We start from the raw sequence: 26,264 nt of genomic DNA, 5'->3' as shown, positions 1-26,264 counted from the left end.
TAGGGTGTCGCGGGGCCGCCTAGGCCGTGCGCACCAGAGGCATATGTCGTAGCGAGTTGGTGCGAAGCTTGTTCACCAACCGACGCCGCAAATCCTGATCTTTCTCCGCGTTTTTGGTGCGCACGGCGCACCCTACGTGTGGGTTGGCGCGCCATCGTTCGCGCCCTGCAGAAAACGGATAAAGGTCGTGTACAAACTGGATATTGTCCGGCGTCCCCGAGTCGTAGCCTTGATTCCGTTGAAACAATAATAACGGAGCCACGGCGATGACCCTGCGACTCGATTACCTGAACGGCCTGCTGCAAGAAGACCAAGACAAGGGCATTTTCCGCTGCAAGCGCGAGATGTTCACCGACCCCCGCCTGTTCGACCTGGAGATGCAGCACATCTTCGAGGGCAACTGGCTGTACCTGGCCCATGAAAGCCAGATCCCCGAGAACAACGACTACTACACCACCCACATGGGGCGCCAGCCGATCTTCATCGCGCGCAACAAGGAGGGGGTGCTCAATGCCTTCATCAACGCCTGCAGTCACCGTGGCGCCATGCTCTGCCGCTTCAAGAGCGGCAACAAGGCTACCTACACCTGCCCGTTCCATGGCTGGACCTTCAACAACTCGGGCAAGCTGCTCAAGGTCAAGGACCCCAAGGAAGCCGGTTATCCGCAGAGTTTCGACTGCGACGGCTCCCACGACCTGAAGAAGGTCGCCCGTTTCGAGTCCTACCGCGGCTTCCTGTTCGGCAGCCTGCGCGAGGACGTGGCGCCGCTGGAGGACTTCCTCGGCGAGTCGAAGAAGATCATCGACATGATCGTCGACCAGTCCGCCGACGGCCTGGAAGTGCTACGCGGCTCCAGCACCTATGTCTACGAGGGCAACTGGAAGCTGCAGGCGGAGAACGGCGCCGACGGCTACCACGTCACCGCGGTGCACTGGAACTACGCCGCGACCCAGCAGCAGCGCAAGCAGAAGGAAGCCGGCGACGATATCCGCGCCATGAGCGCCGGCGGCTGGGGCAAGAAGGGCGGTGGTTTCTACTCCTTCGACAACGGCCACCTGCTGCTCTGGACTCGCTGGGACAACCCCGAGGACCGGCCGCTGTTCGCCGAGCGCGATCGTCTCGCCGCCGAGTTTGGAGAAGCTCGCGCCGACTGGATGATCGGCAACTCGCGCAACCTCTGCCTGTACCCGAACCTGTACCTGATGGACCAGTTCGGCTCGCAGCTGCGCATTGCCCGGCCGCTGTCGGTGGACAAGACCGAAGTGACCATCTACTGCATCGCGCCGAAAGGCGAGTGCGCCGAGGCCCGCGCCCGGCGCATCCGTCAGTACGAAGACTTCTTCAACGTCAGCGGCATGGCCACCCCGGACGACCTGGAAGAGTTCCGCGCCTGCCAGCAGGGCTTCGCCGGTCGGGCCATGGAGTGGAACGACATGTCCCGCGGCTGCGAACACTGGGTCGAGGGCGCCGATGACGCGGCCAGGGAAATCGACCTGCATCCGCTGATGAGCGGCGTGCGTACCGAAGACGAAGGCCTGTTCGTGCTGCAGCACCACTACTGGCAGCAGCAGATGATCGAGGCGCTGAAGGAACAGCAGGATCAACTGATTCATGTGGAGGGCGCGTAAATGAGCCTGACTTACGAAGCCGCGCGTGACTTCCTCTACCGCGAAGCGCGCTACCTGGACGACAAGCAGTGGGACCAGTGGCTGGAGCTGTATGCCAGCGACGCCACCTTCTGGATGCCGGCCTGGGACGACCGCGACCAGCTGGTGGAAAATCCCCAGACCGAGATCTCGCTGATCTGGTACGGCAACCGCAGCGGCCTGGAAGACCGGGTGTTCCGCATCCGCACCGAGCGCTCCAGTGCCACCATCCCGGACACGCGCACCTCGCACAACATCAGCAACATCGAGCTGCTCGAGCCGGCCGATGGCCTGTGCCAGCTGCGCTTCAACTGGCACACCATGAGCTTTCGCTACAAGGTCGTCGACCACTTCTACGGCACCAGCTTCTACAGCCTCGACACCAGCGGGCCGAACCCGCTGATCAAGGCCAAGAAGGTGGTGCTGAAGAACGACTACGTGCGCCAGGTCATCGACGTTTATCACATCTGAATCCGCTGCAGGGCTGCCGACGGGGGCGTTGCCTCCCGTCTCGGGCCTCTGCACGCCGAAAACCGTATAGCGAGGTGTGCCATGAGCCACAAGATCGCACTGAATTTCGAAGACGGGGTCACCCGTTTCATCGACGCCAACCTCGGCGAGACCGTCGCCGATGCCGCCTACCGCCAGGGCATCAACATTCCGCTGGATTGCCGTGACGGCGCCTGCGGCGCCTGCAAGTGTTTCGCCGAAGCCGGTCAGTACGACCTGGGCGAGGAATACGTCGAGGATGCCCTGAGCGCGGAAGAAGCCGAGCAGGGCTATGTACTGACCTGCCAGATGCGCGCCGAAAGCGATTGCGTGGTGCGCGTGCCGGCCTCAAGCGACGTCTGCAAGACCCAGCAGGCCAGCTTCGAGGCGGCGATCAGCGCGGTGCGTCAGCTGTCCGACAGCACCATCGCCTTGTCGATCAAGGGCGAATCCCTGAGCAAGCTGGCGTTCCTGCCGGGCCAGTACGTCAACCTCAAGGTGCCGGGCAGCGAGCAGAGCCGCGCCTATTCCTTCAGCACCTTGCAGAAGGACGGCGAAGTCAGCTTTCTGATCCGCAACGTGCCGGGCGGCCTGATGAGCAGCTTCCTCACCGGGCTGGCCAAGGCCGGCGACAGCATGACCCTGGCCGGCCCGCTGGGCAGTTTCTACCTGCGCGAAATCAAACGGCCGCTGTTGCTGCTGGCCGGCGGCACCGGCCTGGCGCCCTTCACCGCGATGCTCGAGAAGATTGCCGAGCAGGGCAGCGAACACCCGCTGCACCTGATCTACGGGGTGACCAACGATTTCGACCTGGTCGAGATGGACAAGCTCGAGGCCCTGGCCGCGCGCATCCCCAACTTCACCTACAGCGCCTGCGTGGCCAGCCCGGACAGCAGCTACCCGCACAAGGGCTACGTCACCCAGCACATCGCGCCCAGGCACCTCAACGACGGCGACGTGGATGTCTACCTGTGCGGCCCGCCGCCGATGGTCGAGGCGGTCAGCCAGTACATCCGCGAACAGGGCATCGCGCCGGCGAATTTCTACTACGAGAAGTTCGCCGCCAGCGCCTGACAGGCTCCTTTGGTCCGCTTACTGGGTGAGCGGGCCTGTTTTATTCGTGCAGTAGCCCGGGGTTCTCTGGCGGATTTCCCGGATTGCATCCGGGCTGCGCAAGCGAGGTGGTTCATGAACAAACGTTTCCAGGACAAGGTCGCCGTGGTCACCGGCGCCGCTCAGGGCATCGGCCGGCGCGTCGCCGAGCGGATGTTGGAGGAGGGCGCGCAGCTGGTGGCGGTGGACCGCTCCGAGCTGGTGTTCGAGCTGGCCGAGCATGAGGCGGTGCTGTGCCTGACCGCCGACCTCGAGCAGTTTGCCGACTGCCAGCGGGTGATGACCGCGGCGGTCGAGCGCTTCGGCCGCCTGGACATCCTGATCAACAACGTCGGCGGCACCATCTGGGCCAAGCCGTTCGAGCACTACCAGGCGCACGAAATCGAGGCCGAAGTGCGTCGTTCGCTGTTCCCGACTTTGTGGTGCTGCCACGCCGCACTGCCGCAGATGCTCGAGCAGGGCAGCGGCGCCATCGTCAACGTCTCCTCGATCGCCACCCGCGGGGTCAATCGCGTGCCCTACGGCGCGGCCAAGGGCGGGGTCAACGCCCTGACCGCCTGCCTGGCCTTCGAGACCGCCGAGCGCGGCATCCGGGTCAACGCCACCGCACCCGGCGGCACCGAGGCGCCGCCACGGCGCATCCCGCGCAACAGCGCCGCGCAGAGCGAGCAGGAGCAGGCCTGGTACCAGCAGATCGTCGACCAGACCCTCAGCAGCAGCCTGATGAAACGCTACGGCAGCATCGACGAGCAGGCCGGGGCGATCCTGTTCCTCGCCTCCGACGACGCCGCTTATATCACCGGCGTGACCCTGCCGGTGGGCGGTGGCGACCTGGGTTAAGCAGCCCGGCTCCTACAAAAGCACCACACGAGCTTTTCACAACAAAAACAAAAGAGAGAACCGATGCCATGCGAAATATCGATGTCCACGAGGTTATAGATAACGCGCGCTTCGCGCGCTTTCACTGGATGGTCATGGCGCTCTGTGCGCTGCTGCTGATCTTCGACGGCTATGACCTGTTCATCTACGGCGTGGTGTTGCCGGCGATCATGCAGGAGTGGGGCCTGACCCCGCTGCAGGCCGGCGCCCTGGGCAGCTACGCGCTGTTCGGCATGATGTTCGGCGCCCTGACCTTCGGCACCCTGGCCGACAGGATCGGACGCAAGAAGGGCATCGCCATCTGCTTCGCCCTGTTCTCCAGCGCCACCATCGTCAACGGTTTCGCCAGCAACCCCACCGAGTTCGGCATCTGCCGCTTCATTGCCGGGCTCGGCTGCGGCGGGCTGATGCCCAATGCCGTGGCGCTGATGAACGAATACGCGCCCAAGCGCCTGCGCAGCACCCTGGTGGCGGTGATGTTCAGCGGCTACTCGGTGGGCGGCATGCTCGCCGCCGGCGTCGGCATCTATATGCTGCCGCGCTTCGGCTGGGAGTCGATGTTCTTCGCCGCCGCCGTGCCGCTGCTGCTGTTGCCGCTGATCTTCTGGCTGCTGCCCGAGTCGGTCGGTTTCCTGGTGCGCCAGGGGCGTACTGCCCAGGCCCGCGCCATTCTCGCCAAGATCGAGCCGGGCCAGCAGATCAGCGCCACGGATCAGCTGCTGCTGACCGATACCAAGGGCAAGGGCGGCGCCGTGCTCGAACTGTTCCGCGAAGGCCGCGCCGTGCGCACCCTGTGCCTGTGGCTGGCGTTCTTCTGCTGCCTGCTGATGGTCTACGCCTTGAGCTCCTGGCTGCCGAAGCTGATGGCCAACGCCGGCTACAGTCTGGGCTCGAGCCTGTCGTTTCTCCTGGCGCTGAATTTCGGCGGCATGGCCGGCGCCATCCTCGGTGGCTGGCTGGGCGACCGCTTCAACCTGGTCAAGGTGATGGTGGCGTTCTTCGTCGCCGCCGCGCTATCGATCAGTCTGCTCGGCTTCAACAGCCCGACGCCGCTGCTGTACCTGCTGATCTTTGTCGCCGGCGCCACCACCATCGGCACGCAGATCCTGCTGTACGCCTGCGCCGCGCAGTTCTATGGCCTGTCGATCCGCTCCACCGGCCTCGGCTGGGCCTCGGGTATCGGCCGCAACGGCGCCATCGTCGGCCCGCTGCTGGGTGGTGCGCTGCTGGGCATCAACCTGCCGCTGCAACTCAACTTCCTGGCCTTCGCCATTCCCGGCGCCATCGCCGCCATCGCCATGAGCGTGTTCGCCATCAGCAGCCAGCGCAGCCGCAGTGCCGCGCCGCTGCCGGCGGTCACGGCTTCCTGACCCCAACCTGCGGAACCTACCTGAAATGAGCCAAGTCCTGATCGAAAGCATCGAGGCGATCATCGTCGATCTGCCGACCATCCGCCCGCACAAGCTGGCGATGCACACCATGCAGCGCCAGACCCTGGTGGTGATTCGCCTGCGCTGTGCCGACGGTATCGAAGGCCTCGGCGAGTCCACCACCATCGGTGGCCTGGCCTACGGCAACGAGAGCCCGGAAAGCATCAAGCAGAACATCGACAGCCACCTGGCGCCGCTGCTGATCGGTCAGGACGCCGCCAATATCAACGCCTGCATGCTGCGTCTGGACAAGGCCGCCAAGGGCAATACCTTCGCCAAGTCCGGCCTGGAAAGCGCGCTACTCGATGCCCAGGGCAAGCGCCTCGGTCTGCCGGTCAGCGAGCTGCTCGGCGGTCGGGTGCGCGACAGCCTGGAAGTGGCCTGGACCCTGGCCAGTGGCGACACCGCCAAGGACATCGCCGAAGCCCAGCACATGCTGGAAATCCGTCGCCACCGCATCTTCAAGCTGAAGATCGGCGCGGGCGAGGTCAACCGGGATCTCCAGCACGTCATCGCGATCAAGCGCGCCCTGGGCGACAGCGCCAGCGTGCGGGTCGACGTCAACCAGGCCTGGGACGAGTCGGTGGCCCTGCGCGCCTGCCAGGTGCTCGGCGACAACGCTATCGACCTGATCGAACAGCCGATTGCGCGGATCAACCGCAGCGGCCAGGTGCGCCTCAATCAGCGCAGCCCGGCACCGATCATGGCCGACGAATCGATCGAAAGCGTCGAGGACGCCTTCAGCCTGGCCGCCGACGGTGCCGCCAGCGTGTTCGCCCTGAAGATCGCCAAGAACGGTGGCCCGCGTGCCGTGTTGCGCACTGCGGCGATCGCCGAGGCGGCCGGCATTGCCCTGTACGGCGGGACCATGCTCGAAGGTTCGATCGGCACCCTGGCCTCGGCCCATGCCTTTCTCACCCTGAACCAGCTGACCTGGCACACCGAGCTGTTCGGCCCGCTGCTGCTGACCGAAGAAATCGTTAACGAAGCGCCGCAGTACCGCGACTTTGCCCTGCACGTGCCGCGTACCCCGGGCCTCGGCCTGAGCCTCGACGAAGAGCGCCTGGCGTTCTTCCGTCGCCCCTGAGCCGGCCGCCCCTAACTCGAGAGGAGAGCCCCATGCTGTTCCACGTAAAGATGACCGTAAAACTGCCGCTGGACATGGACCCGGCCAAGGCCGCCCAGCTCAAGGCGGACGAGAAGGAACTGGCCCAGCGTCTGATGCGCGAGGGCAAGTGGCGCCACCTGTGGCGCATCGCCGGGCAGTACGCCAACTACAGCGTATTCGACCTGGACAGCGTGCAGGAGCTGCACGACACCCTGCTGCAGCTGCCGCTGTTTCCCTACATGGAGATCGAGATCGACGCCCTGTGCCGGCATCCCTCGTCGATCCGTGACGACGACCGTTGATTGCTCCTACAACAAAAACCGAGGTAACCACCATGACCGTTAAAGTCAGCCACACTGCCGAAATCCAGGACCTGTTCAAAGAAGCCAGCGGCCTCAACAACGACCAGGGCAGCCCGCGTATCAAGCAGATCATGCTGCGCATCGTCAGCGATGCGGCGAAGATCATCGAAGACCTGGAAATCACCGACGACGAGTTCTGGAAAAGCGTCGATTATCTCAATCGCCTGGGCGGGCGCAATGAAGCCGGTCTGCTGGTCGCAGGCCTGGGCCTGGAGCACTTCCTCGATGTGCTGCAGGACGCCAAGGACGTTCAAGCCGGCCTGACCGGCGGCACCCCGCGCACCATCGAAGGCCCGCTGTATGTCGCCGGCGCGCCGCTGGCCGAAGGCGAAGTACGGATGGACGACGGCAGCGAGCTGGACTCCGCCACCGTGATGTTCCTCGAAGGCGTGGTGCGCGACACCCAGGGCGCGCCTGTGGCCGGTGCGGTGGTCGACCTGTGGCATGCCAACACCCAGGGCAACTACTCCTACTTCGACAAGAGCCAGTCGGACTACAACCTGCGTCGGCGAATCGTCACCGATGCCGACGGCCGCTACCGCGCTCGCAGCATCGTGCCCTGCGGCTACGGCTGCTCCCCGGACGGTCCGACCCAGGAGTGCCTGGACTTGCTCGGCCGTCACGGCCAGCGTCCGGCGCACATCCACTTCTTCATCTCCGCACCGGGCCACCGCCACCTGACCACCCAGATCAACCTGGCCGGCGAGCAGTACCTGTGGGACGACTTCGCCTACGCCACCCGCGACGGCCTGGTCGGCGACATCAAGTTCGTCGAGGACGCCGCTGCCGCCAATGACCGTGGCGTGCAAGGCAGCCGCTTTGCCGAACTGCAGTTCGACTTCCAGCTGCAGATGGCCCCGGCAGCCGAAGCCGAGCAGCGCAGCAAGCGCCCGCGGGCCCTGCAACAGGCCTGAAGTCCGTAGGGTGCGCGGGGCCGCCCAGGCCGTGCGCACCAATGATGTCGCGTGTCGTTTGCATGGTGCGCGCGGCGCACTCTACGGCGCGGGCCCCGTGTGAGCGGTTCAATCCGTGACCACGGGGCCCACAAACAACGAGAGCGCTCCCCGAGGAGCGCCATGACTACCTTGCGAGGCCCCATGAAAGCCTTGATCAATGATTTCTCCCTGTCCGCCGTGGTGGCCGGTTTCATCGCTACCGTGATTTCCTACGCCGGGCCCCTGGTGATCATCTTCCAGGCGGCCGAGAGCGCGGGGCTGTCACATGCCGTGCTGTCGTCCTGGGTCTGGGCGATTTCCATCGGCAGCGCGGTGCTGGGCATCGGCCTCAGCCTGCGTTACCGCGTGCCCATCATCATCGCCTGGTCGGCGCCGGGTTCGGCGTTGCTGGTCTCGCTGCTGCCGCAGATCAGTCTGAACGAGGCGGTCGGTGCCTATATGGTCGCCAGCCTGATCATCTTTCTGGTCGGCATCAGCGGTACCTTCGACCGCCTTATCGGCAAGCTGCCCGCGGCGATTGCCGCCGGCATGCTGGCCGGTATCCTGTTCAGCTTCGGCACCGGGCTGTTCGTCTCGTTGCAGGCCAAACCCTTTCTGGTGCTGGCGATGTTCGCCAGCTACCTGCTGGTCAAGCGCTTGTCGCCACGCTATGCGGTGCTGGCGGTGCTGCTGGTCGGTTGCAGCATTGCCTTCGCCACCGGCGACCTGCGCCAGGAGGCACTGGTCATCGGCCTGGCCACGCCGGTGTGGATCAGTCCCGAATTCAGCCTGGCTGCCAGCCTGAATATCGCCTTGCCGCTGGTGATGCTGGCCCTGACCGGGCAGTTCGTCCCGGGTATGGCGGTGTTGCGCGGCGCCGGTTACCAGACCCCGGCCAGCCCGATCATCACCAGCAGCGCCCTGGGTTCGCTGCTGCTGGCCCCCTTCGCCTGCCATGGCCTCAACCTGGCCGCGATCACCGCGGCCATCTGCACCGGCCGCGAAGCCCACGAAGACCCGGCCCGGCGTTACGTCGCCGGGGTGGTCGGCGGTCTGGCCTACCTGCTGCTGGGGCTGTTCGGCGCCACCCTGGTGTCGCTGTTCACCGCCTTCCCCAAGGAACTGATCGCAGCCCTGGCCGGGCTGGCGCTGTTTGGCGCGATTGCCGCGGCCATGACCAGCGCCATGGCCCAGCCGGATGACCGCGAAGCGGCGCTGATCACCTTTCTGGTGACGGCTTCGGGCATGTCCTTCATGGGGCTGTCGGCGGCCTTCTGGGGATTGATGTTCGGCATCGCCGCTCATCTGCTGCTGAGTGTTCGGCGCGCCTCGCTACCAGCCGCAGCGCCGCTGCATACCACGAATCTGGCCAAGGAGGAGGCGACCGGTTAGCCACCTCTGGCCCATGAGCATTGCCGCCGCACCTGACCCGAAGGCGGCGCGGCGACGGTCACACCACCCACTTGCGTTGCCGGGTTCGTCCCCGGCAAGGGTGGCGCAACAGCCCACTATCAATAACAACAAAGAGCTAAACCATGACTCAGTATCCGAATGTGAAGCCTGTCCTGCTGTCCGTAGCAGTAGCCCTCAGCCTGCCAGCCCTGGTGCAGGCGGGCGGTTTTATCGAAGACAGCACCGCGACTTTGCAGGCGCGTAACTACTACTTCAGTCGCGACTACTCCGACATCGTCGGGCCCAACCAGCAGTCCAAGGCCGAGGAGTGGGCCCAGGGCTTCATCCTCAACGTCAAATCCGGCTACACCTCAGGTCCGGTCGGTTTCGGTGTGGATGCCATCGGCCTGCTGGGGCTCAAGCTCGACAGCAGCCCGGATCGGGTCAATACCGGCCTGTTGCCGGTAACCGACGAGGGCCGGGCGGCCGATGATTACAGCCGCCTGGGCGCGGCCCTCAAGGTCAGGCTGTCGAAGACCGAGCTGAAAATCGGCGAACAGCAGCTGATGCTGCCGGTGTTGTACTTCGGCGATATCCGCCTGTTGCCGCCGACCTACCAGGGCGCCAGCATCGTCTCCAACGAGATCGCCGGTCTGACTCTGCAGGGCGGTCAGCTGCGTTCCACCAGCCTGCGCAACGAGGCCGGTGATGAGGAACTGGGCGCCATGCTCGGTTTCGTCCCGCTGCGCAATGGTGGCGGGCTGATCACCACCGACCGCTTCAACTATTCCGGTGCCGACTACGCCTTCAACGCCAACCGCACCTCGGTCGGCGCCTGGTATGCCCAGCTGGAGGATATCTACAACCAGCGCCACTTCAGCCTCAAGCACAGCGAGCCGCTCGGCGACTGGGTGCTCGGCGCCAACCTGGGCTATTTCGATTCGGCCGAGGACGGCGAGCAACTGGCGGGCGAGATCGACAACCAGGCCTTTTACTCCCTGCTGTCGGCCAAGCTTGGCGGCCATACCCTCTATCTCGGCTACCAGGCGATGTTCGGCGACCACGGCCTGCCGCGGGTGTTCGCCAACGTCAGCCCGCTGGGCAACGAGGTGCCGACCTTTACCTTCGACTCGGCCGACGAGCGCTCCTGGCAGCTGCGATACGACTACGACTTCGCCGCCATGGGCGTGCCAGGCCTGGTCGCCGGGGTGCGCTACATCAAGGGCGACAACGTCGATACCGGCCGCGGCTTCGAGGGGGAGGAGTGGGAGCGCGACCTGGACATCGGCTACGTGGTGCAGAGCGGTTCGCTCAAGGGCCTGGGCGTGAAGGTGCGCAACGTCACCGCGCGTTCCAACTACCGCACCGATGTCGACGAGAACCGCCTGATCTTCAACTACAGCTGGAACCTGCTCTGACGGTGAGTGCGCCACGAGCGCTCGGCCCTGGTGCCGGCGGCTCGACAGAAAATGCCAATCGAACGACCTTTGCCTTGCATGCTGCGCCGCAGAGCGCAGCCGGAGATAACCATGCACAACAATAACAAGATGCCTTGCTCGTTCCGTTCCACCTTCACCACTAGTGTCCTGGCACTGGCCCTCGCGGCGAGCGCCGCGCAGGCAGCAGAGCCCGTGAAAATCGGCCTGCTGTTGCCCTATACCGGCACCTTCGCCGCCTTGGGCGAGGCCACCACCAACGGCCTCAAACTGGCCATCGAACAACAGGGCAACAACCTCGGCGGCCGCCCGGTGGAATACGTGGTGGTCGACAGCGAAGCCAATCCCGGCAAGGCCGTGCCGAACATGCAGAAGCTGATCGCCGGCTCCCAGGTCGACGTGGTGGTCGGCCCGGTGCACTCCGGGGTCGGCATGGGCGCGGTCAAGGTCGCCCGCGAGACCGGCGTGCCGCTGATCATCCCCAACGCCGGCTTCAACGCGGCGACCGGGCCGCTGTGCGCAGAGAACATCTTCCGCACCTCCTTCACCTCCTGGCAGACCGCCTACCCGATGGGCCAGGTGGCGGCGGACAAGGGCTACAAGAACATCGTCACCGTGGCCTGGCGTTACGGCTTCGGCACCGAATCGGTGGAGGGCTTCAAGGAAGGTTTCGAGAAGGCCGGCGGCACCGTCAGCAAGGAAATCTACGTGCCCTTCCCCGATGTGGAATTCCAGGCGCAACTGACCGAAATCGCCGCACTCAAGCCCGATGCGGTGTTCGTGTTTTTCGCCGGCGGCGGCGCGGCCAAGTTCGTCCAGGATTACGCCGCGGCCGGCCTGCAAGGCAAGATCCCGCTGCTCGGCTCGGGCTTTCTCAGCGAAGGCACCCTGGCCGCGCAAGGCTCGGCCGCGACCGGCCTGCTGACCACGCTGCACTATGCCGACAGCCTGGATACCCCGCAGAACAACACGTTCCGCGCGGACTACCGGCAGAAGTTCGGCAAGGAGGCCGACATCTACGCGGTGCAGGGCTACGACAGCGGCCTGCTGCTGGCCCAGTCGCTGGCCAAGGTGAACGGCAATACCCAGGACCGCGCCGCCTGGAATGCGGCCATGGCCGATACCCGGATCGACAGCCCGCGCGGCGCCTGGAGTTTCTCCAAGGCGCATAACCCGGTGCAGAACATCTACCTGCGCGAGGTGCGTGACGGCGCCAATGTGGTGGTCAGCACGGCTGCCGCCGCCCTGGCCGACCCTGCGCCGGGCTGCAAGCTGCAGTAGCTAGCGTCGTCCCCGCACCCTGGCCGCCAGCGGCTGACCGGTGGGGCGGGTTGGCTGCATCGAGTTCGCCTGCCGAGGCCTGGATCCCGCGTTGTTGCACCTGGTCATAGCCGGCTATGACCCGTCGCAACGCCTTGTCCGGAACCTCGCTCGCGTCGCTCGAGGCCGTTGACCCGCCCGACCGTCCGGCCGTGGCCAGGGGGCGGGCCTGCCTGATTTCTGACCTTGGTATGCCCGATGGAACTTTCCACCATTCTTATCCAGACCCTCAACGGTCTGCAGTACGGCTTGCTGCTGTTTCTGATCGCCAGCGGCCTGACCCTGATCTTTGGCATCATGCACATCATCAACCTGGCCCACGGCGCGCTCTATATGGTCGGCGCCTACCTGATGTACTGGTTGAGCGGGCTGGTCGACAACTTCTTCCTCGCCATCCTGCTGGCGGTGCCGCTGGCGGCGCTGTTGGGGGTGCTGATCGAGCGCTTCCTGATTCAGGCGCTGTACCGGCGCGAGCACCTCGACCAGGTGCTGATGACCTTCGGCCTGATCATGGTCATCGACTCGCTGCGCAGCATCGTCTGGGGCAACGACGTGCACAGCGTGGCCATCCCGGCAGTGCTCAGCGGTTCGATCCAGCTCACCGAAACCCTCGACTACCCGCTGTACCGCCTGTTCATCTCCGCGGTGTGCGCGGCGATCGCCCTGGCCATGTACCTGGTCCTGCAACGCAGCCGCCTGGGCATGATCATCCGCGGCGGCTCGAGCAACCGCGAGATGGTCCAGTGCCTGGGCATCGATATCCGCCTGATCTACACCCTGGTGTTCGCCGCCGGTGCGGCGCTGACCGCCTTCGCCGGGATGATCGCCGCGCCGGTGTCGTCGGTGTATCCGGGCATGGGCAACCAGATCCTGATCATCGCCTTCGTGGTGGTGGTCATCGGCGGCCTGGGCTCGATTCGCGGGGCCTTTCTCGGCGCCTTGCTGGTCGGGCTGACCGCCACCTGGGGCGCGGTGCTGGTGCCGCAATACGCCGGCATGGCCGTGTACGTGCTGATGGCCGTGGTGCTGTTGTTCAAGCCGCGCGGGCTGTTCGCCTAATAACCATTTCGGGAACTTTCTTATGCATGCATTACCTCGCCCGATCCAGCTGCTGCTCGCGCTGCTGTTGCTGCTGATGGCCGCTTACCCCTTGTTCGGCGCAATGCTCGCCGGTGAACAGCACGACTTCTTTCTCCAGCAGCTGACCAGCATCATGATCCTGGCCATTGTCGCCCTCGGCCTCGACCTGCTGGTCGGGGTCAGCGGCATGGTCAGCCTGGCCTCGGCGGCCTTCTTCGGCATGGCCGGTTATGCCCTGGTGCTGTTCGCCCCCGAATACGCGGCGCTGAGCATCTGGATCGCCTTGCCGCTGTGCCTGGGCGTCAGCGCCCTGGCCGCGCTGTTGATGGGGGTACTGATCATCCGCACCTCGGGGATCTTCTTCATCATGGTGACCATCGCCTTCTCGCAGATGCTCTATTACCTGTTCCACGATGCGTCCTTCGCCGGCGGTTCGGACGGTGCCTACCTGTTCATGAAGCCCGAGGTGGCCATCGCCGGGGTGCAGCTGCTCGACCTGGAGAACCGCACCACCCTGTTCTATGTGGTGCTGGCCTCCCTGGGGCTGTTGTTCGTCCTGCTGCGCACCTTCCTCCGTGCACCCTTCGGCCGGGTGCTGCTGGGCATCAAGGAGAACGAACAGCGGGTCCGCGCCATGGGCTTCAACCCTTTGTTCTACAAGCTGGCGGCCTTCGTCATCGCCGGCACTATCGCCGGTTACGCCGGCATGCTCTCGGCCACCCAGTACGGCTTCGTCAGCCCCGGCCAACTGAGCTGGCAGATGTCGGCGCATATCCTGGTGATGGTGATTCTCGGCGGCATGGGCAGCCTGTTCGGGCCGATTCTCGGCGCCTTCGCCTTCGAGGGCCTGCATCACTGGTTCGCCAGCCTGACCCCGCACTGGGAGCTGCCGATGGGCGTGGTGGTGATCGCCATGGTGCTGTTGCTGCCGCGCGGGATCGCCGGCCTGTTGCTGCAACTGGCGCAACGTGAATCGAGCAAGACCACGCAAGCGCCGCTGGCCGGCACGATCAAACAGGAGGCCGAACAATGAGCGCCTTGATTCTGGAAACCCGCGGCCTGAGCAAGCACTTCGGCGGGCTGCGCGCCGTCAGCGACATCAGCCTGCAGGTCGCACCGCGCGAGATCCACGCCATCATCGGCCCCAACGGCGCGGGCAAGAGCACCATGGTCAATCTGCTCTCCGGCCATCTGCGCCCCAGCAGCGGCCAGGTGATCTTCAACGGCCGGGACATCACCGGCCTGGCACCGAACCAGGTCTCGCACCTGGGGGTGGGGCGCAGCTTTCAGCGCACCAATATCTTCCCCAGCTTCAGTTGTCTGGAAAACTGCCTGCTCGCCGCGCAGTCGCGGATGAAGAACTCCTTCCGCTTCTTCCGCCGCAGCGACAGCTACCCGCTGGTGCGTGAGCGCGCCGAGCAAGCCCTGCAGGCCTGCGGCCTGAGCAGCAAGGGCCACAGCACCGCCAGTTCCATGAGCTATGGCGAGCAGCGCCAGCTGGAGATCGGTATGGTGCTGGCCACTGAGCCGAGCTTCCTGTTGCTGGATGAACCCATGGCCGGCATGGGCAAGGAAGAATCGAGCCGGGTGGTCGAGTTGCTCGCCGAGTTGTCGCGCGACTACTCGCTGGTGCTGGTCGAGCACGACATGGACGCGGTGTTCAGCATCGCCAAGACCCTGACCGTGATGGTCAACGGGCAGATGCTGGCCAGCGGTCCGCTGGAGCGGGTGCGCAACGACCCTGCGGTGCAGGAAGCCTATCTGGGCGACGGCGAGGAGCAATTCTGATGAGCACGACAACGACGGCAACCCCGCTGGTCGAGGTGCGCGGCCTGCACACCTTCTACGGCAACAGCCATGTGCTGCATGGCGTCGACCTGCAGATCGCGCCGGGGGAAACCCTGGCCCTGCTCGGGCGCAACGGCGTGGGCAAGAGCACCACCATCCGCTCGCTGCTCGGCCTGACCCCGCCGCGCAGTGGCGAGGTGCGGATCAGGGGCGAAAACCTCACCGGCAGCGCTGCGCACCAGGTGATCCGCCGCGGCATCGGCTATGTGCCGGAAGGCCGCGGCATGTTCCCCAACCTGACGGTGCGCGAAAGCCTGGTGATGGCCGCGCGCCCGGGCGTGGACGGTCGCCGCGACTGGGATCTTGAGCGGGTGCTGGCGACCTTTCCGCGCCTGGCCGAGCGTTTCGGCCACCTCACCGGCAACCTCTCCGGCGGCGAGCAGCAGATGGTCGCCATCGGCCGCGCGCTGCTGACCAACCCCGAGCTGATGATTCTCGACGAGGCCACCGAAGGCCTGGCGCCGCTGATCCGCAAGGAAATCTGGGACGTGATCCGCCTGATCAAGGCCAGCGGCATCGCCACCCTGGTGGTCGACAAGAACGTCAAGGTGCTGCTCGACCTCACCGACCGCAGCATGATCATGGTCAAGGGCCGGGTGGTCTATGACGGTCCCAGCCAGGCGCTGAAGGGCCAGCCGCAGATCCTGCAGAGCCATATCGGCTTGTAGTTTCGGGGCAGGGTGCCCAGGCGCCCGGCTCTGGCTACGGCGGATATCACAAGTAGGAGCGGCCCATGGCCGCGAAATTGCCAGCCCCGCCACCGTTCGCGGGCAGGGAGCTGGGCGTCCCCCCGCTCCTGCAGCGCGGCGGCGTGGACGCGGCGAAGCACCTTCCCTCATGCAACGCATAGCGGGGGATGGCCTTATTTTGGTTTGACGAGAGAAGAGAGCATCCATGAAGCGCGATCAAGCAATGGGCCGCAGCAGCTGGCGCAAGCATCTGGCCAGCGCGCTGCTGACCGGCAACCTGCTGGGGGCTGTGGCCCTGGTCTTTTTGACCAGTGGCAGCTGGGAATCCGGCGTGGCAGCTGGCGTGGTCATCACCGGGTTGCTGGCCGCCTTCTTCTACCTGACCCAGCCGCCGCAAATCATCGAGCGGGTGCTGCAGAACTGCGACTGGTCGCAGCCGCCGGCACGCCTGCAGGCGCCGGTACAAGTGCCGCTCGCCAGCCCGCCGCCCGAGCCTGTTTTCGATCCCGCATTGCGCCAGCATCAGGGCGAGCTGCTGCGCGCCATCGAGCAGAGCCAGGCCGACATGCACGTCGCCACCCAGCTGGCCCAGCAGTCCGGCGCGAAGGTCAGCAGCAGTGCCGAGAGCATCCAGGCCACCCGCCAGTCGATCGGCGAGCTGGCCGATTACCTGCGGCGTACCGGCGAGGTGTTCAACACCCTGGGCGAGCAGTCGCGGCGTATCGGCGCGATTGTCGGCAGCATCCAGGACATCGCCCGGCAGACCAATCTGCTGGCGCTCAACGCGGCCATCGAGGCGGCGCGCGCTGGCGAGCACGGTCGCGGCTTCGCCGTGGTGGCCGACGAGGTGCGCAGCCTGGCGGTGCGCGCCAACGACTCCAGCGAGCAGATCATGCAGATCGCCAAGGGCCTGAAAAGCGCCGCCGACGAAGCCAGCGATGGTCTGGGCCAGGTCGACCAGTCGGCCCTCAGCGGTCTGAACACCACGGCCGCCGCCCACGAGGCCATGGATGCGCTGCGCGTCGGGGCGCGCGAACGCATGGAAATCGTCGGCCGGGTCATGCAGGGCCTGCAGCGCCAGCGCGAACTGGCCGAAGGGCTGGGGTGTCTGCTCGATCGGCATGAGTAAAGCTATGTTCGATTATCGAACAGTAAGTCGATTATCGGATTGTTTGGCCGCGCCACCGGGCTTACTGTTGACTCACCCGCCACCCTGACCCGGTGGCACTGTCCAACCAGTGAGAGCAGCACCGATGGCCGAACTCATTTCCCTTGCCGAAGCCGTACAGCGCTTCGTCAACGACGGCGACAGCATCGCCCTCGAAGGCTTCACCCACCTGATCCCGACCGCGGCGTCCCACGAGATCATCCGCCAGAACAAGCGCGAGCTGACCCTGATCCGCATGACCCCCGACCTGGTCTATGACCTGCTGATCGGCGCCGGTTGCGCGAAGAAGCTGGTGTTCTCCTGGGGCGGCAACCCTGGCGTCGGCTCCCTGCATCGCCTGCGCGACGCGGTGGAGAAGGGCTGGCCGCAGCCGCTGGAAATCGAGGAGCACAGCCACGCCGCCATGGCCAACGCCTACGTCGCCGGGGCGTCGAATCTGCCGTTCGCCGTGCTGCGCGGTTATCAGGGTTCGGACCTGGTCAAGGTCAACCCGCGAATCAAGTTCATCGACTGTCCGTTCACCGGCGAGAAGCTGGCCGCCGTGCCGAGCGTGCGCCCGGACGTCACCGTGATCCATGCGCAGAAGGCCGACCGCAAGGGCAACGTGCTGCTCTGGGGCATCCTCGGCGTGCAGAAGGAGGCGGCCCTGGCGGCCAAGCGCTGCATCGTCACCGTGGAAGAAATCGTCGACGATCTGGATGCGCCGATGAACGCCTGCGTGCTGCCGAGCTGGGCGCTGACCGCGGTCTGCCACGTGCCCGGCGGCGCCCATCCGTCCTACGCCCTCGGCTACTCCGAGCGCGACAACCGCTTCTACCAGGCCTGGGACCCGATCGCCCGCGACCGCGAGACCTTCAGCGCCTGGATCGACGAATACATCCGCGGCACCGCCGACTTTACCGAGTTCCAGGCCAAACTGGCCGCCCAGCAGGAGGCCAAATAATGAGCGCCTACAGCACCAATGAAATGATGACCGTGGCCGCCGCCCGCCGCCTGCGCAATGGCGCGGTGTGCTTCGTCGGTATCGGCCTGCCGTCCAAGGCCGCCAACCTGGCGCGCCTGACCTCCTCGCCGGACGTGGTGCTGATCTACGAATCCGGCCCGATCGGCGCCAAGCCGAGTGTGCTGCCGCTGTCGATCGGTGACGGCGAACTGGCCGAGACCGCCGACACAGTGGTGCCGACCGGCGAGATCTTCCGCTACTGGCTGCAGGGCGGGCGCATCGACGTCGGCTTCCTCGGCGCGGCCCAGGTCGACAAGTACGGCAACATCAACACCACGGTGATCGGCGATTATCATGCGCCCAAGGTGCGCCTGCCCGGCGCCGGTGGCGCCCCGGAGATCGCCGGCAGCGCCAAGCAGGTGCTGATCATCCTCAAGCAGAGCCACCGCACCTTCGTCGACAAGCTGGCCTTCATCACCTCGGTCGGCCACGGCGAGGGCGGCGACCACCGTAAGCAGCTCGGCCTGCCCGGCGCCGGTCCGGTCGGCATCATCACCGACCTGTGCATCATGGAGCCGGAAGCCGGCAGCAACGAATTCATCGTCACCGCACTACATCCGGGGGTAAGCCGCGAGCAGGTGATCGAAGCCACCGGCTGGCAGATCCGCTTCGCCGACGACCTGGGCGAAACCGCCGCGCCGACCGAGCTGGAACTGACCGCCCTGCGCGAACTGGAAGCGCGCACCGCCGCGGCCCATGGCCAGACCGGGGGTGAAGAATGAGCCGTGACGTCTATATCTGCGATGCCGTGCGCACGCCTATCGGCCGCTTCGGCGGCGGTTTGGCCCCGGTGCGCGCCGACGACCTGGCGGCGGTGCCGCTCAAGGCGCTGATCGCGCGCAACCCGCAACTCGACCTGAGCCAGGTCGATGAAGTGTTCATGGGCTGCGCCAACCAGGCCGGCGAAGACAACCGCAATGTGGCGCGTATGGCCCTGCTGCTGGCCGGCCTGCCGGATTCGGTGCCGGGGGTGACCCTCAACCGCCTCTGCGCTTCGGGTATGGACGCGGTCGGCACGGCCTTTCGCGCCATCGCCAGCGGCGAGATGGAGCTGGCGATCGCCGGCGGCGTCGAGTCGATGTCGCGTGCGCCCTATGTGATGGGCAAGGCCGACACGGCTTACGGGCGCACCCAGAAGATCGAGGACACCACCATCGGCTGGCGTTTCGTCAACCCGCTGATGAAGGCTGAGTACGGCGTCGACGCCATGCCGCAGACCGCCGACAACGTCGCCGATGAGTTCAAGATCAGCCGCGCCGATCAGGACGCCTTCGCCCTGCGCAGCCAGCAGCGCGCCGCTGCCGCCCAGGCCGCGGGTTTCTTCGCCGAGGAAATCGTTCCGGTAGTGATCAAGGGCAGGAAGGGCGACAGCGTGATCGATCAGGACGAGCACCTGCGTCCGGATACCACTCTGGAAGCCCTGAGCAAATTGAAGCCGGTCAACGGCGCGGACAAGACCGTCACCGCTGGCAACGCCTCGGGGGTCAACGACGGCGCCGCGGCGCTGATTCTGGCCTCTGCCGAGGCGGTGCGCAAACACGGCCTGACCCCGCGCGCGCGGGTGCTGGGCATGGCCAGCGCCGGGGTGGCGCCGCGGATCATGGGCTACGGCCCGGTGCCGGCGGTGCGCAAGCTGTGCGAGCGCCTGGATCTGCAGGTCGGCGATTTCGACGTGATCGAACTCAACGAAGCCTTCGCCGCCCAGGGCCTGGCGGTGACCCGCGACCTCGGCCTGGCCGACGACGCGCCCCAGGTCAACCCCAACGGCGGCGCCATCGCCCTCGGCCACCCGCTGGGCATGAGCGGCGCGCGCCTGGTCCTGACCGCCCTGCACCAACTGGAGAAGAGCGGCGGCAAGCGCGGCCTGGCGACCATGTGCGTCGGCGTCGGCCAGGGCCTGGCGCTGGCGATCGAGCGGGTCTGAGTCCTGATTCGTAGGGTGCGCCGTGCGCACCAAGACTGACCTCGTTGTCTGGACCCGAACCGACCTGCACTATTGCACTCGTGGCAGCGGTCTTGATCGCCAACGCTATGCCCCCTCGGGCGCACATTGAGTTCCATTCATTTGAAGGAGTTTTTCCGTGCCTGTTGTCCACCTCGCCGCTGGCGACCTGAATTACCAACTCGAAGGCCCGGCCGATGCGCCGGTGCTGCTGCTGAGCAATTCCCTGGGCACCGACCTGGGCATGTGGGACACCCAGATGCCGGCTTTTACCGAGCATTTCCGGGTGCTGCGCTACGACACCCGCGGCCACGGCCAGTCGCAGGTCAGTGCGGGTTTCTACAGCATCGAGCAACTGGGCCGCGATGTACTGGCCCTGCTCGATCACCTGGATATCCGCCAGGCATCGTTCTGTGGTCTGTCCATGGGCGGCCTGATCGGCCAGTGGCTGGGCATCAATGCCGGCGCGCGCCTGGACAAGCTGGTGCTGTGCAACACCGCAGCCAAGATTGCCAACGACGAGGTGTGGAACAGCCGCATCGACAGCGTGTTGCGAGGTGGCCAGCAGGCGATGCGCGACTTGCGCGATGCGTCCATTGCCCGCTGGTTCACCCCCGCGTTCGCCGCGGCCGAGGCCGAACAGGCCAACCGCATCACCGCGATGCTGGCGGCCACCTCGGCCCAGGGCTATGCCGGCAACTGCGCGGCGGTACGCGATGCCGATTTTCGCCAGCAACTGGCTGCCATCGAGCTGCCGACGCTGATCGTTTGCGGCGCTGCCGACCCGGTCACCACCCCGGCCGATGGCCGCTTCCTGCAGCAGCACATCGCCGGCGCGCAGCTGCTCGAACTGCATGCCGCGCACCTGTCCAATGTCGAGGCCGGCGCGGTATTCACCCGGGCGGTAGTGGATTTTCTTCGGCAGTGACTGCCTGGACGCATCCTGCGATTCGCCCGCGGTCTGTGCTGGGTGTTCGCTGCGCATACCCGGGCAACGCCTGTGGGCGTATTTGCAAAGTCTTTTAAGATCAAACTATTATGAAAATCCTGCGGCTCTAGGGGCGCAGGATTTTCTTTGTTGCAGCGCGCTTTCCTCCCCGTATGCCTGTCCAATCTGCTCTCCTGTAGTCAATCTGACGGGTATACTCGAATCCCCCGCTGATAGACCTGTACAGAGCCTGATGACATGACGCAGATTTCCGAACGCCTGTTGGTCCAGGCCCATCTGGACGCCAAGCAGCCCAAGCCGCTGACACCCGAGCAGGAAGCCTTCTACCGCGCCGAGATTGCCGCCGAGCTGAAAAAGCAGAATGCGGTGTTGGTTGCCCATTATTACTGCGACCCGGTGCTGCAGGCTCTGGCCGAAGAAACCGGCGGTTGCGTGTCCGATTCCCTGGAAATGGCCCGCTTCGGCAATCAGCACCCGGCGCAGACCGTGCTGGTGGCCGGGGTCAGGTTCATGGGCGAGACGGCGAAGATCCTCAACCCGGAAAAACGCGTGCTGATGCCGACCCTGGAAGCGACCTGCTCGCTGGATCTGGGCTGTCCGGTGGAGGAGTTCGCCGCGTTCTGCGACCAGCACCCGCAGCGCACCGTGGTGGTCTACGCCAATACCTCGGCGGCGGTGAAGGCGCGGGCCGACTGGGTGGTGACCTCCAGTTGCGCGGTGGAGATCGTCGAGCACCTGATGGACAACGGCGAAAGCATCATCTGGGCGCCGGACCAGCACCTGGGGCGTTACATCCAGAACAAGACCGGTGCCGACATGCTGCTGTGGGACGGCGCCTGCATCGTCCACGAGGAGTTCAAGGCCAAGCAACTCGAGGACATGAAGGCCCTGTACCCGGACGCCGCGGTGCTGGTGCACCCGGAGTCGCCGACGGCGGTGATCGACCTGGCCGATGCGGTCGGCTCGACCAGCCAGCTGATCGCGGCGGCCCAGCGCCTGCCGAACAAGACCTTTATCGTTGCCACCGACCGCGGCATCTTCTACAAGATGCAGCAGCTGTGCCCGGACAAGGAATTCATCGAGGCGCCGACCGCCGGTAACGGCGCCGCGTGCCGCAGCTGCGCGCACTGCCCGTGGATGGCGATGAACACCCTGCAACGCACCCTGCAGAGCCTGCGCGAAGGCAGCAACGAGATCTTCGTCGACCCCGCGCTGATCCCCAAGGCGATCAAGCCGCTCAAGCGCATGCTGGATTTCACCCAGGCGGCGCGGCTCAAGCTGTCGGGCAACGCCTGAGCCGGCCCCGGCCATTCGCCGAACCCCGCGCAGCCTGGTTGGGCTACGGCAATCGAACCATTCTGCGGACTTAGCGCAACATCTGCTCGATGATGCGCTGGTCCTCCAGCAGCTCGCGTTGCCGCGCGTCGATGCGTGAGGCCAACTGGAAGTTGTTGGTGGCGCGGCGTTTGGCGAAGTCGAGTTGTTCGATGGCCTGATCGTAGTCGCCGACCAGGGCGAAGAACTCCGCACGGGCCTGGTGCAGGCCGATGGTGTTGCCGCTGAGGCCGCGCACCTCGGCGACCTGATACCAGATGTCCGGGTCTTTGCTGCGCTTCTTCAGCAACTCGTCGAGGGCGCGCTCGGCATCCCAGGTAAGCCCCTGCTTCATCAGCAGGTCGATGCGGACCTGGTTCAGTGGGTAGTTGTTCGGGTAGTCGCGCATGAGCCGTTCGATGCGGCTCTGTGCTTGCGGCAGGCGACTGGCGGCGATGTCCAGTTCGATCTGGGCCAGGTTGTAGGCGATATCCTCGGGTGCCGACTGCAGCAAGGATTGCAGGTTCTCGCCGGCCTGCGGGTATTGGCCACTCTTGATCTGCGCCAGGGCCAGGCCGTAGCGGGCTGCTTGCAGCTTGGGGTTCTCGTCGAGCATGGCGCGAAAACGCTTGGCCGCCAGGCCCGGGGTGTCTTCGTAGATCAGCTGCACGCGGGCGCGCATCAGCTGATAGCGCACGCTGTCGATTGCGCCGCCGGCCTTGGCTTGTTCGGCGCGGTTGCGCGTGTCGGCGATGCGCGATTCGGAGACCGGGTGAGTCAGGAGGAATTCCGGCGGCTTGCGGTCGTAGCGGTATTGGCGCATCAGGCGCTCGAACATGCTCGGCATGGCGCGGGGGTCGTAGCCGGCCTTCTCCAGATTGACCAGGCCGATGCGATCGGCCTCCTGCTCGTTCTGCCGGGAGAAGCGCCGTTGCTTCTGGATGGCCGCTGCCTGGGTCGAGGCGATGGCGGCCATGCCGACGTCGCCGGCACCCGCCGCCGCGGCCACGATCCCGGCGAGCATGGCGGCCATCATCGGCAGTTGCATGCGCTGTTGGGCTTCCAAGCCGCGGGCGAAGTGGCGTTGCGACAGGTGGGCGAGTTCGTGGGCCATTACCGAGGCGTATTCGGCTTCGGTCTGGGCGTAGAGAAACAGGCCGCCGTTGACCCCGATGATCCCGCCGGGCGCGGCGAAGGCGTTGATTTGCGGGCTGTCGAGCAGGACGAACTCCAGGCGTCGATCCTGCAACTCGCTGGTTTCGCCCAGGCGATAGACGCTGCTCTCGACGAAATCCTTGAGCTGAGGGTCCGACAGCTGGCTGATCTGGCCACGCAGCAGGCTCAGCCAGGCGCGGCCCAGTTGATGTTCCTGCTGCGGCGAGACGATCGAGGAGCTGGCATCGCCGAGTGACGGTAGATCGCTGGCCAGGCCAGGTTGGGCGGCCAGGCAGGCGAGCGTCAACAGAATAGGGCGCAGAACATTCATGCACAGAACTCTTGGCGAACAAAGGCGTTACTGTAGCCGGGCAAGCGTTCACCTGGCCAGGGTTGTACGGTCTTGGGTATCCTTGGCGCTGTTTTAGGAGGGCTCGAATGAACGATGTACGGGAGTGGAATGGTGCCTGCGACGCCGAGCTGGATGCCAGTGGTCTGAATTGTCCGCTGCCGTTGCTCAAGGCCAAGCTGGAGTTGAATCGCCTGGCAAGCGGGGCGGTGCTCAAGGTGATTGCCACTGATGCCGGCTCGCAACGGGATTTTCGGGCCTTCGCCACTCTTGCCGGGCATGGCTTGTTGCGTGAAGAGGAAGAGGCGGGTGTGTACCGCTATTGGTTGCGTAAAGCCTGATACGCGTCCTGCGTGGGCTGTTTCGATCTAGGGAATGTTGATGATTAAGGTGTTGCGCGACTGGATGCACCGCTACTTCTCCGATGAGCAGGCGGTGGTCCTGGCGGTGCTGTTGGTGCTCGGTTTTGCCGCCGTTCTGACCCTAGGCGGCATGCTGGCGCCGGTGCTGGCCGGATTGGTGCTGGCGTTTCTCATGCAGGGGCTGGTCAATGCCCTGGAGCGTTTGCACCTGCCGCAGATAGTGGCGGTGTCGCTGGTGTTCCTGCTGTTCATGAGTGCGCTCGGCTTGTTCCTGCTGGTGCTGATGCCGCTGCTGTGGCGCCAGCTGAGCACCCTGTTCAACGAGCTGCCGCGCATGCTCGGGGAATGGCAGGCGCTGTTCCTGCTGTTGCCGGAGCGTTACCCGAACCTGATCAGCGATGCCCAGGTGTTGCAGTTGACCGAGGCGATCAGCGGCGAGGCCGGCAAGTTCGGCCAGTGGGCGCTGTCGTTCTCCCTGTCCAGCCTGCCGCTGCTGGTCAGTATCATGATCTACCTGGTGCTGGTGCCGATCCTGGTGTTTTTCTTTCTCAAGGATCGAGAGGTGATCGGCGCCTGGTTTCGCGGCTACCTGCCGCGCGAGCGCGCCCTGATCACCCAGGTGGCCCAGGAAATGAACCAGCAGATCGCCAACTACATTCGCGGCAAGTTCATCGAGATCATCATCTGCGGCGTGGTCACCTACATCGCCTTCGCCGCGCTGGGGCTCAACTATGCGGCGCTGCTGGCGTTGCTGGTGGGGCTGTCGGTGGTGGTGCCCTACATCGGCGCGGTGGTGGTGACGGTGCCGGTGGCGCTGATCGGCCTGTTCCAGTGGGGCTTTGGCGATCAGTTTCTCTATTTGATGGTGGTCTATGGGGTGATCCAGGCGCTGGATGGCAACGTGCTGGTGCCGCTGCTGTTCTCCGAGGCAGTCAACCTGCACCCGGTGGCGATCATCTGCGCGGTCTTGCTGTTCGGTGGTCTGTGGGGCTTCTGGGGGGTGTTCTTCGCCATTCCCCTGGCCACCTTGTTCAAGGCCGTGCTCAACGCCTGGCCGCGCCGGGAGTTGGCGTTGCAGGGCGAGTAAGGACAAGCTGCCTGGTTGATGGTCGCAGTCGGGCGATAACGGGGTCAGGCCCAGACAAAAAAGGCCGCTTGCGGGAAGTCCCGGCAAGCGGCCTTTTCGTCGGTACAGCTTCAGGCGTTGTGCAGATCCTGCGCCGCGGCCAACACGGCCTCGACATGGCCCGGCACTTTCACCCCGCGCCATTCCTTGCGTAGCACGCCGTGTTTGTCGAGCAGGAAGGTGCTGCGGTCGACGCCCAGGTATTCCTTGCCGTAGAGCTTCTTCAGCTTGATCACGTCGAACAGCTGGCAGAGCGCTTCATCCTTGTCCGAGATCAGCTCGAAGGGGAACTCCTGCTTGCACTTGAAGTTCTCGTGGGACTTGAGGCTGTCCCGCGATACGCCGAAGACCAGGGTGTTGGCGGCCTGGAAGGCCGGGTAGTGATCGCGAAAGCCCTGGCCTTCGGTGGTGCAGCCCGGGGTGCTGTCTTTCGGATAGAAGTAGATCACCAACTGCTGGCCTTGCAGGGCCGACAGCTGAACCTGCTGACCACTGGTGGCCTGGGCCTGGAAATCGGCGACCGGGGAGTCGAGTGCTACGGCCATGGGGTTTCCTTACGGGTTCTGTGGGCGCCAGGGCTCGATCAGGGCATCGAGGTTCAGGGCATCGGAGAAGTCGAGGAACTGATCACGCAGCCAGCTGATCTGGGTGCCCGCCGGCAGCGTTACGGTCAGGGTCGCATTGAGCATGGTGCCGCCGGTCTGCGGAGCCAGGTAGGTATCGCAGGTCAGGCTTTCCAGTTCGACGTTGTGATCGATGAAAAACTGACACAGCTCATTGAGGATGTCCGGACGGTACGCCGAACTGACGTATGCCACGTACGGCAGGGCCTGGGGGCGATTTTCCGCCGCCGCACTGCGCGTCACGTTGACCGTAAAACCGTGCTTCTTGGCCAGGGCCGGCAGGCTCGACTCCAGGCGCGCCAGGGCGTCCCAACTGCCGGAGACCTGCAGCACCAGGGCGCTGAACTCGCCATGGCGGCTCAGGCGGGTGCTGATCACGGCGCAGCGATTTTCATTGCTGGTGCGGCACAGCACATTGGTCAGCTCCATGGCATTGGGGCCGAGTGCACTGATGACGAGGAATTGTTCGCGAACTGGGGGGGTGGACATGCAGCATTCCTAGAGCGATGAACGCCCGGCCCACAACGGGTACCGAGCAAAGCCGGA

Annotated in this window: 25 protein-coding genes and 1 pseudogene; 23 read left to right on the top strand and 3 right to left on the bottom strand. The window is 65.3% G+C overall.

Going from position 1 to position 26,264, the window contains the following annotated elements; all coding sequences use genetic code 11:
- The first annotated feature begins 266 nt into the window (after positions 1-266).
- The 21 genes and pseudogenes from benA (at position 267) to nadA (ending at position 22,085) form a co-directional block, all read left to right on the top strand.
- Complete coding sequence (gene benA / locus BM315_RS02765) at positions 267-1,628, top strand: benzoate 1,2-dioxygenase large subunit (RefSeq protein WP_090497593.1); 1,362 nt, start codon at positions 267-269, stop codon at positions 1,626-1,628.
- Positions 1,629-2,117 (top strand): benzoate 1,2-dioxygenase small subunit, encoded by a 489-nt coding sequence (gene benB, locus BM315_RS02760; protein WP_090497592.1) that lies wholly within the window; start codon positions 1,629-1,631, stop codon positions 2,115-2,117.
- 81 nt (positions 2,118-2,198) lie between these two features.
- Entirely contained in the window at positions 2,199-3,209 is a 1,011-nt protein-coding gene (gene benC, locus BM315_RS02755) for a benzoate 1,2-dioxygenase electron transfer component BenC (RefSeq protein WP_090497590.1), read from the top strand.
- Positions 3,210-3,323: 114 nt separating this feature from the next.
- Positions 3,324-4,088, top strand: coding sequence for a 1,6-dihydroxycyclohexa-2,4-diene-1-carboxylate dehydrogenase (locus tag BM315_RS02750; protein ID WP_090497588.1), 765 nt, complete (start codon positions 3,324-3,326; stop codon positions 4,086-4,088).
- Between the two features lie 68 nt (positions 4,089-4,156).
- The gene (locus BM315_RS02745) at positions 4,157-5,497 is read left to right on the top strand and encodes an MFS transporter (protein WP_090497586.1); all 1,341 of its coding nucleotides are present in this window, start codon (positions 4,157-4,159) and stop codon (positions 5,495-5,497) included.
- A gap of 25 nt (positions 5,498-5,522) precedes the next feature.
- Positions 5,523-6,644, top strand: a complete 1,122-nt coding sequence (locus tag BM315_RS02740; RefSeq protein WP_090497584.1) for a muconate cycloisomerase family protein — start codon at positions 5,523-5,525, stop codon at positions 6,642-6,644.
- Positions 6,645-6,676: 32 nt separating this feature from the next.
- Positions 6,677-6,967: a muconolactone Delta-isomerase gene (gene catC / locus BM315_RS02735; protein ID WP_090497582.1), complete on the top strand. Its 291-nt coding sequence runs from the start codon at positions 6,677-6,679 to the stop codon at positions 6,965-6,967.
- A 32-nt stretch (positions 6,968-6,999) separates the two neighbouring features.
- Positions 7,000-7,941, top strand: a complete 942-nt coding sequence (gene catA / locus BM315_RS02730; RefSeq protein WP_090497580.1) for a catechol 1,2-dioxygenase — start codon at positions 7,000-7,002, stop codon at positions 7,939-7,941.
- A 183-nt stretch (positions 7,942-8,124) separates the two neighbouring features.
- The gene (locus tag BM315_RS02725; protein ID WP_090497578.1) at positions 8,125-9,354 is read left to right on the top strand and encodes a benzoate/H(+) symporter BenE family transporter; all 1,230 of its coding nucleotides are present in this window, start codon (positions 8,125-8,127) and stop codon (positions 9,352-9,354) included.
- Between the two features lie 143 nt (positions 9,355-9,497).
- A complete protein-coding gene (locus tag BM315_RS02720) occupies positions 9,498-10,772 on the top strand; it encodes an OprD family porin (protein ID WP_090497576.1) in 1,275 nt (424 codons plus the stop codon).
- Positions 10,773-10,883: 111 nt separating this feature from the next.
- A complete protein-coding gene (locus tag BM315_RS02715; RefSeq protein WP_090497574.1) occupies positions 10,884-12,071 on the top strand; it encodes an ABC transporter substrate-binding protein in 1,188 nt (395 codons plus the stop codon).
- 237 nt (positions 12,072-12,308) lie between these two features.
- On the top strand, positions 12,309-13,169 hold the full coding sequence (locus tag BM315_RS02710) for a branched-chain amino acid ABC transporter permease (RefSeq protein WP_090497572.1): 861 nt from the start codon (positions 12,309-12,311) through the stop codon (positions 13,167-13,169).
- Between the two features lie 22 nt (positions 13,170-13,191).
- Positions 13,192-14,223 (top strand): branched-chain amino acid ABC transporter permease, encoded by a 1,032-nt coding sequence (locus BM315_RS02705; protein WP_090497570.1) that lies wholly within the window; start codon positions 13,192-13,194, stop codon positions 14,221-14,223.
- A complete protein-coding gene (locus BM315_RS02700) occupies positions 14,220-14,978 on the top strand; it encodes an ABC transporter ATP-binding protein (RefSeq protein ID WP_090497568.1) in 759 nt (252 codons plus the stop codon). The genes BM315_RS02705 and BM315_RS02700 overlap by 4 nt, the downstream gene beginning before the upstream one ends.
- A complete protein-coding gene (locus BM315_RS02695; protein WP_090497566.1) occupies positions 14,978-15,706 on the top strand; it encodes an ABC transporter ATP-binding protein in 729 nt (242 codons plus the stop codon). Before BM315_RS02700 ends, BM315_RS02695 begins: the two co-directional genes overlap by 1 nt.
- Before the next feature lie 763 nt (positions 15,707-16,469).
- Positions 16,470-16,856 (top strand): annotated as a pseudogene (locus BM315_RS25360) (methyl-accepting chemotaxis protein); the annotation flags it as partial.
- A 124-nt stretch (positions 16,857-16,980) separates the two neighbouring features.
- Positions 16,981-17,838 carry a CoA transferase subunit A gene (locus BM315_RS02685; RefSeq protein ID WP_090497562.1) on the top strand — a complete coding sequence of 286 codons (858 nt, stop codon included), beginning with the start codon at positions 16,981-16,983 and terminating at the stop codon, positions 17,836-17,838.
- Positions 17,838-18,620 carry a CoA-transferase subunit beta gene (locus BM315_RS02680; protein ID WP_090497560.1) on the top strand — a complete coding sequence of 261 codons (783 nt, stop codon included), beginning with the start codon at positions 17,838-17,840 and terminating at the stop codon, positions 18,618-18,620. The genes BM315_RS02685 and BM315_RS02680 overlap by 1 nt, the downstream gene beginning before the upstream one ends.
- Positions 18,617-19,822 (top strand): 3-oxoadipyl-CoA thiolase, encoded by a 1,206-nt coding sequence (gene pcaF, locus BM315_RS02675; RefSeq protein ID WP_090497558.1) that lies wholly within the window; start codon positions 18,617-18,619, stop codon positions 19,820-19,822. Before BM315_RS02680 ends, pcaF begins: the two co-directional genes overlap by 4 nt.
- A gap of 157 nt (positions 19,823-19,979) precedes the next feature.
- A complete protein-coding gene (gene pcaD / locus BM315_RS02670; protein ID WP_090497556.1) occupies positions 19,980-20,768 on the top strand; it encodes a 3-oxoadipate enol-lactonase in 789 nt (262 codons plus the stop codon).
- 258 nt (positions 20,769-21,026) lie between these two features.
- Positions 21,027-22,085 (top strand): quinolinate synthase NadA, encoded by a 1,059-nt coding sequence (gene nadA / locus BM315_RS02665; RefSeq protein WP_090497554.1) that lies wholly within the window; start codon positions 21,027-21,029, stop codon positions 22,083-22,085.
- A gap of 70 nt (positions 22,086-22,155) precedes the next feature.
- Here nadA and BM315_RS02660 read toward each other — a convergent pair whose 3' ends face one another.
- Complete coding sequence (locus tag BM315_RS02660) at positions 22,156-23,589, bottom strand: M48 family metalloprotease (protein ID WP_090497552.1); 1,434 nt, start codon at positions 23,587-23,589, stop codon at positions 22,156-22,158.
- Between the two features lie 107 nt (positions 23,590-23,696).
- On the opposite strand from BM315_RS02660, the gene BM315_RS02655 reads away from it, so the two are divergent.
- Together BM315_RS02655 and BM315_RS02650 are read left to right on the top strand one after the other, a co-directional pair.
- The gene (locus BM315_RS02655) at positions 23,697-23,948 is read left to right on the top strand and encodes a sulfurtransferase TusA family protein (protein WP_090497550.1); all 252 of its coding nucleotides are present in this window, start codon (positions 23,697-23,699) and stop codon (positions 23,946-23,948) included.
- A 40-nt stretch (positions 23,949-23,988) separates the two neighbouring features.
- A complete protein-coding gene (locus BM315_RS02650; protein WP_090497548.1) occupies positions 23,989-25,056 on the top strand; it encodes an AI-2E family transporter in 1,068 nt (355 codons plus the stop codon).
- A 110-nt stretch (positions 25,057-25,166) separates the two neighbouring features.
- Here the strand turns inward: BM315_RS02650 and BM315_RS02645 are convergent, their stop codons facing one another.
- The gene (locus tag BM315_RS02645) at positions 25,167-25,640 is read right to left on the bottom strand and encodes a peroxiredoxin (protein WP_090497547.1); all 474 of its coding nucleotides are present in this window, start codon (positions 25,638-25,640) and stop codon (positions 25,167-25,169) included.
- 9 nt (positions 25,641-25,649) lie between these two features.
- On the bottom strand, positions 25,650-26,207 hold the full coding sequence (locus tag BM315_RS02640) for a glycine cleavage system transcriptional repressor (protein WP_090497545.1): 558 nt from the start codon (positions 26,205-26,207) through the stop codon (positions 25,650-25,652).
- Between the last annotated feature and the right edge of the window lie 57 nt (positions 26,208-26,264).

Source organism: Pseudomonas borbori (assembly GCF_900115555.1).
Classification (GTDB): Bacteria; Pseudomonadota; Gammaproteobacteria; order Pseudomonadales; family Pseudomonadaceae; genus Aquipseudomonas; species Aquipseudomonas borbori.
Note: the sequence above shows the minus strand (reverse complement) of the source record. Positions and strands in the feature narration are given on the sequence as shown.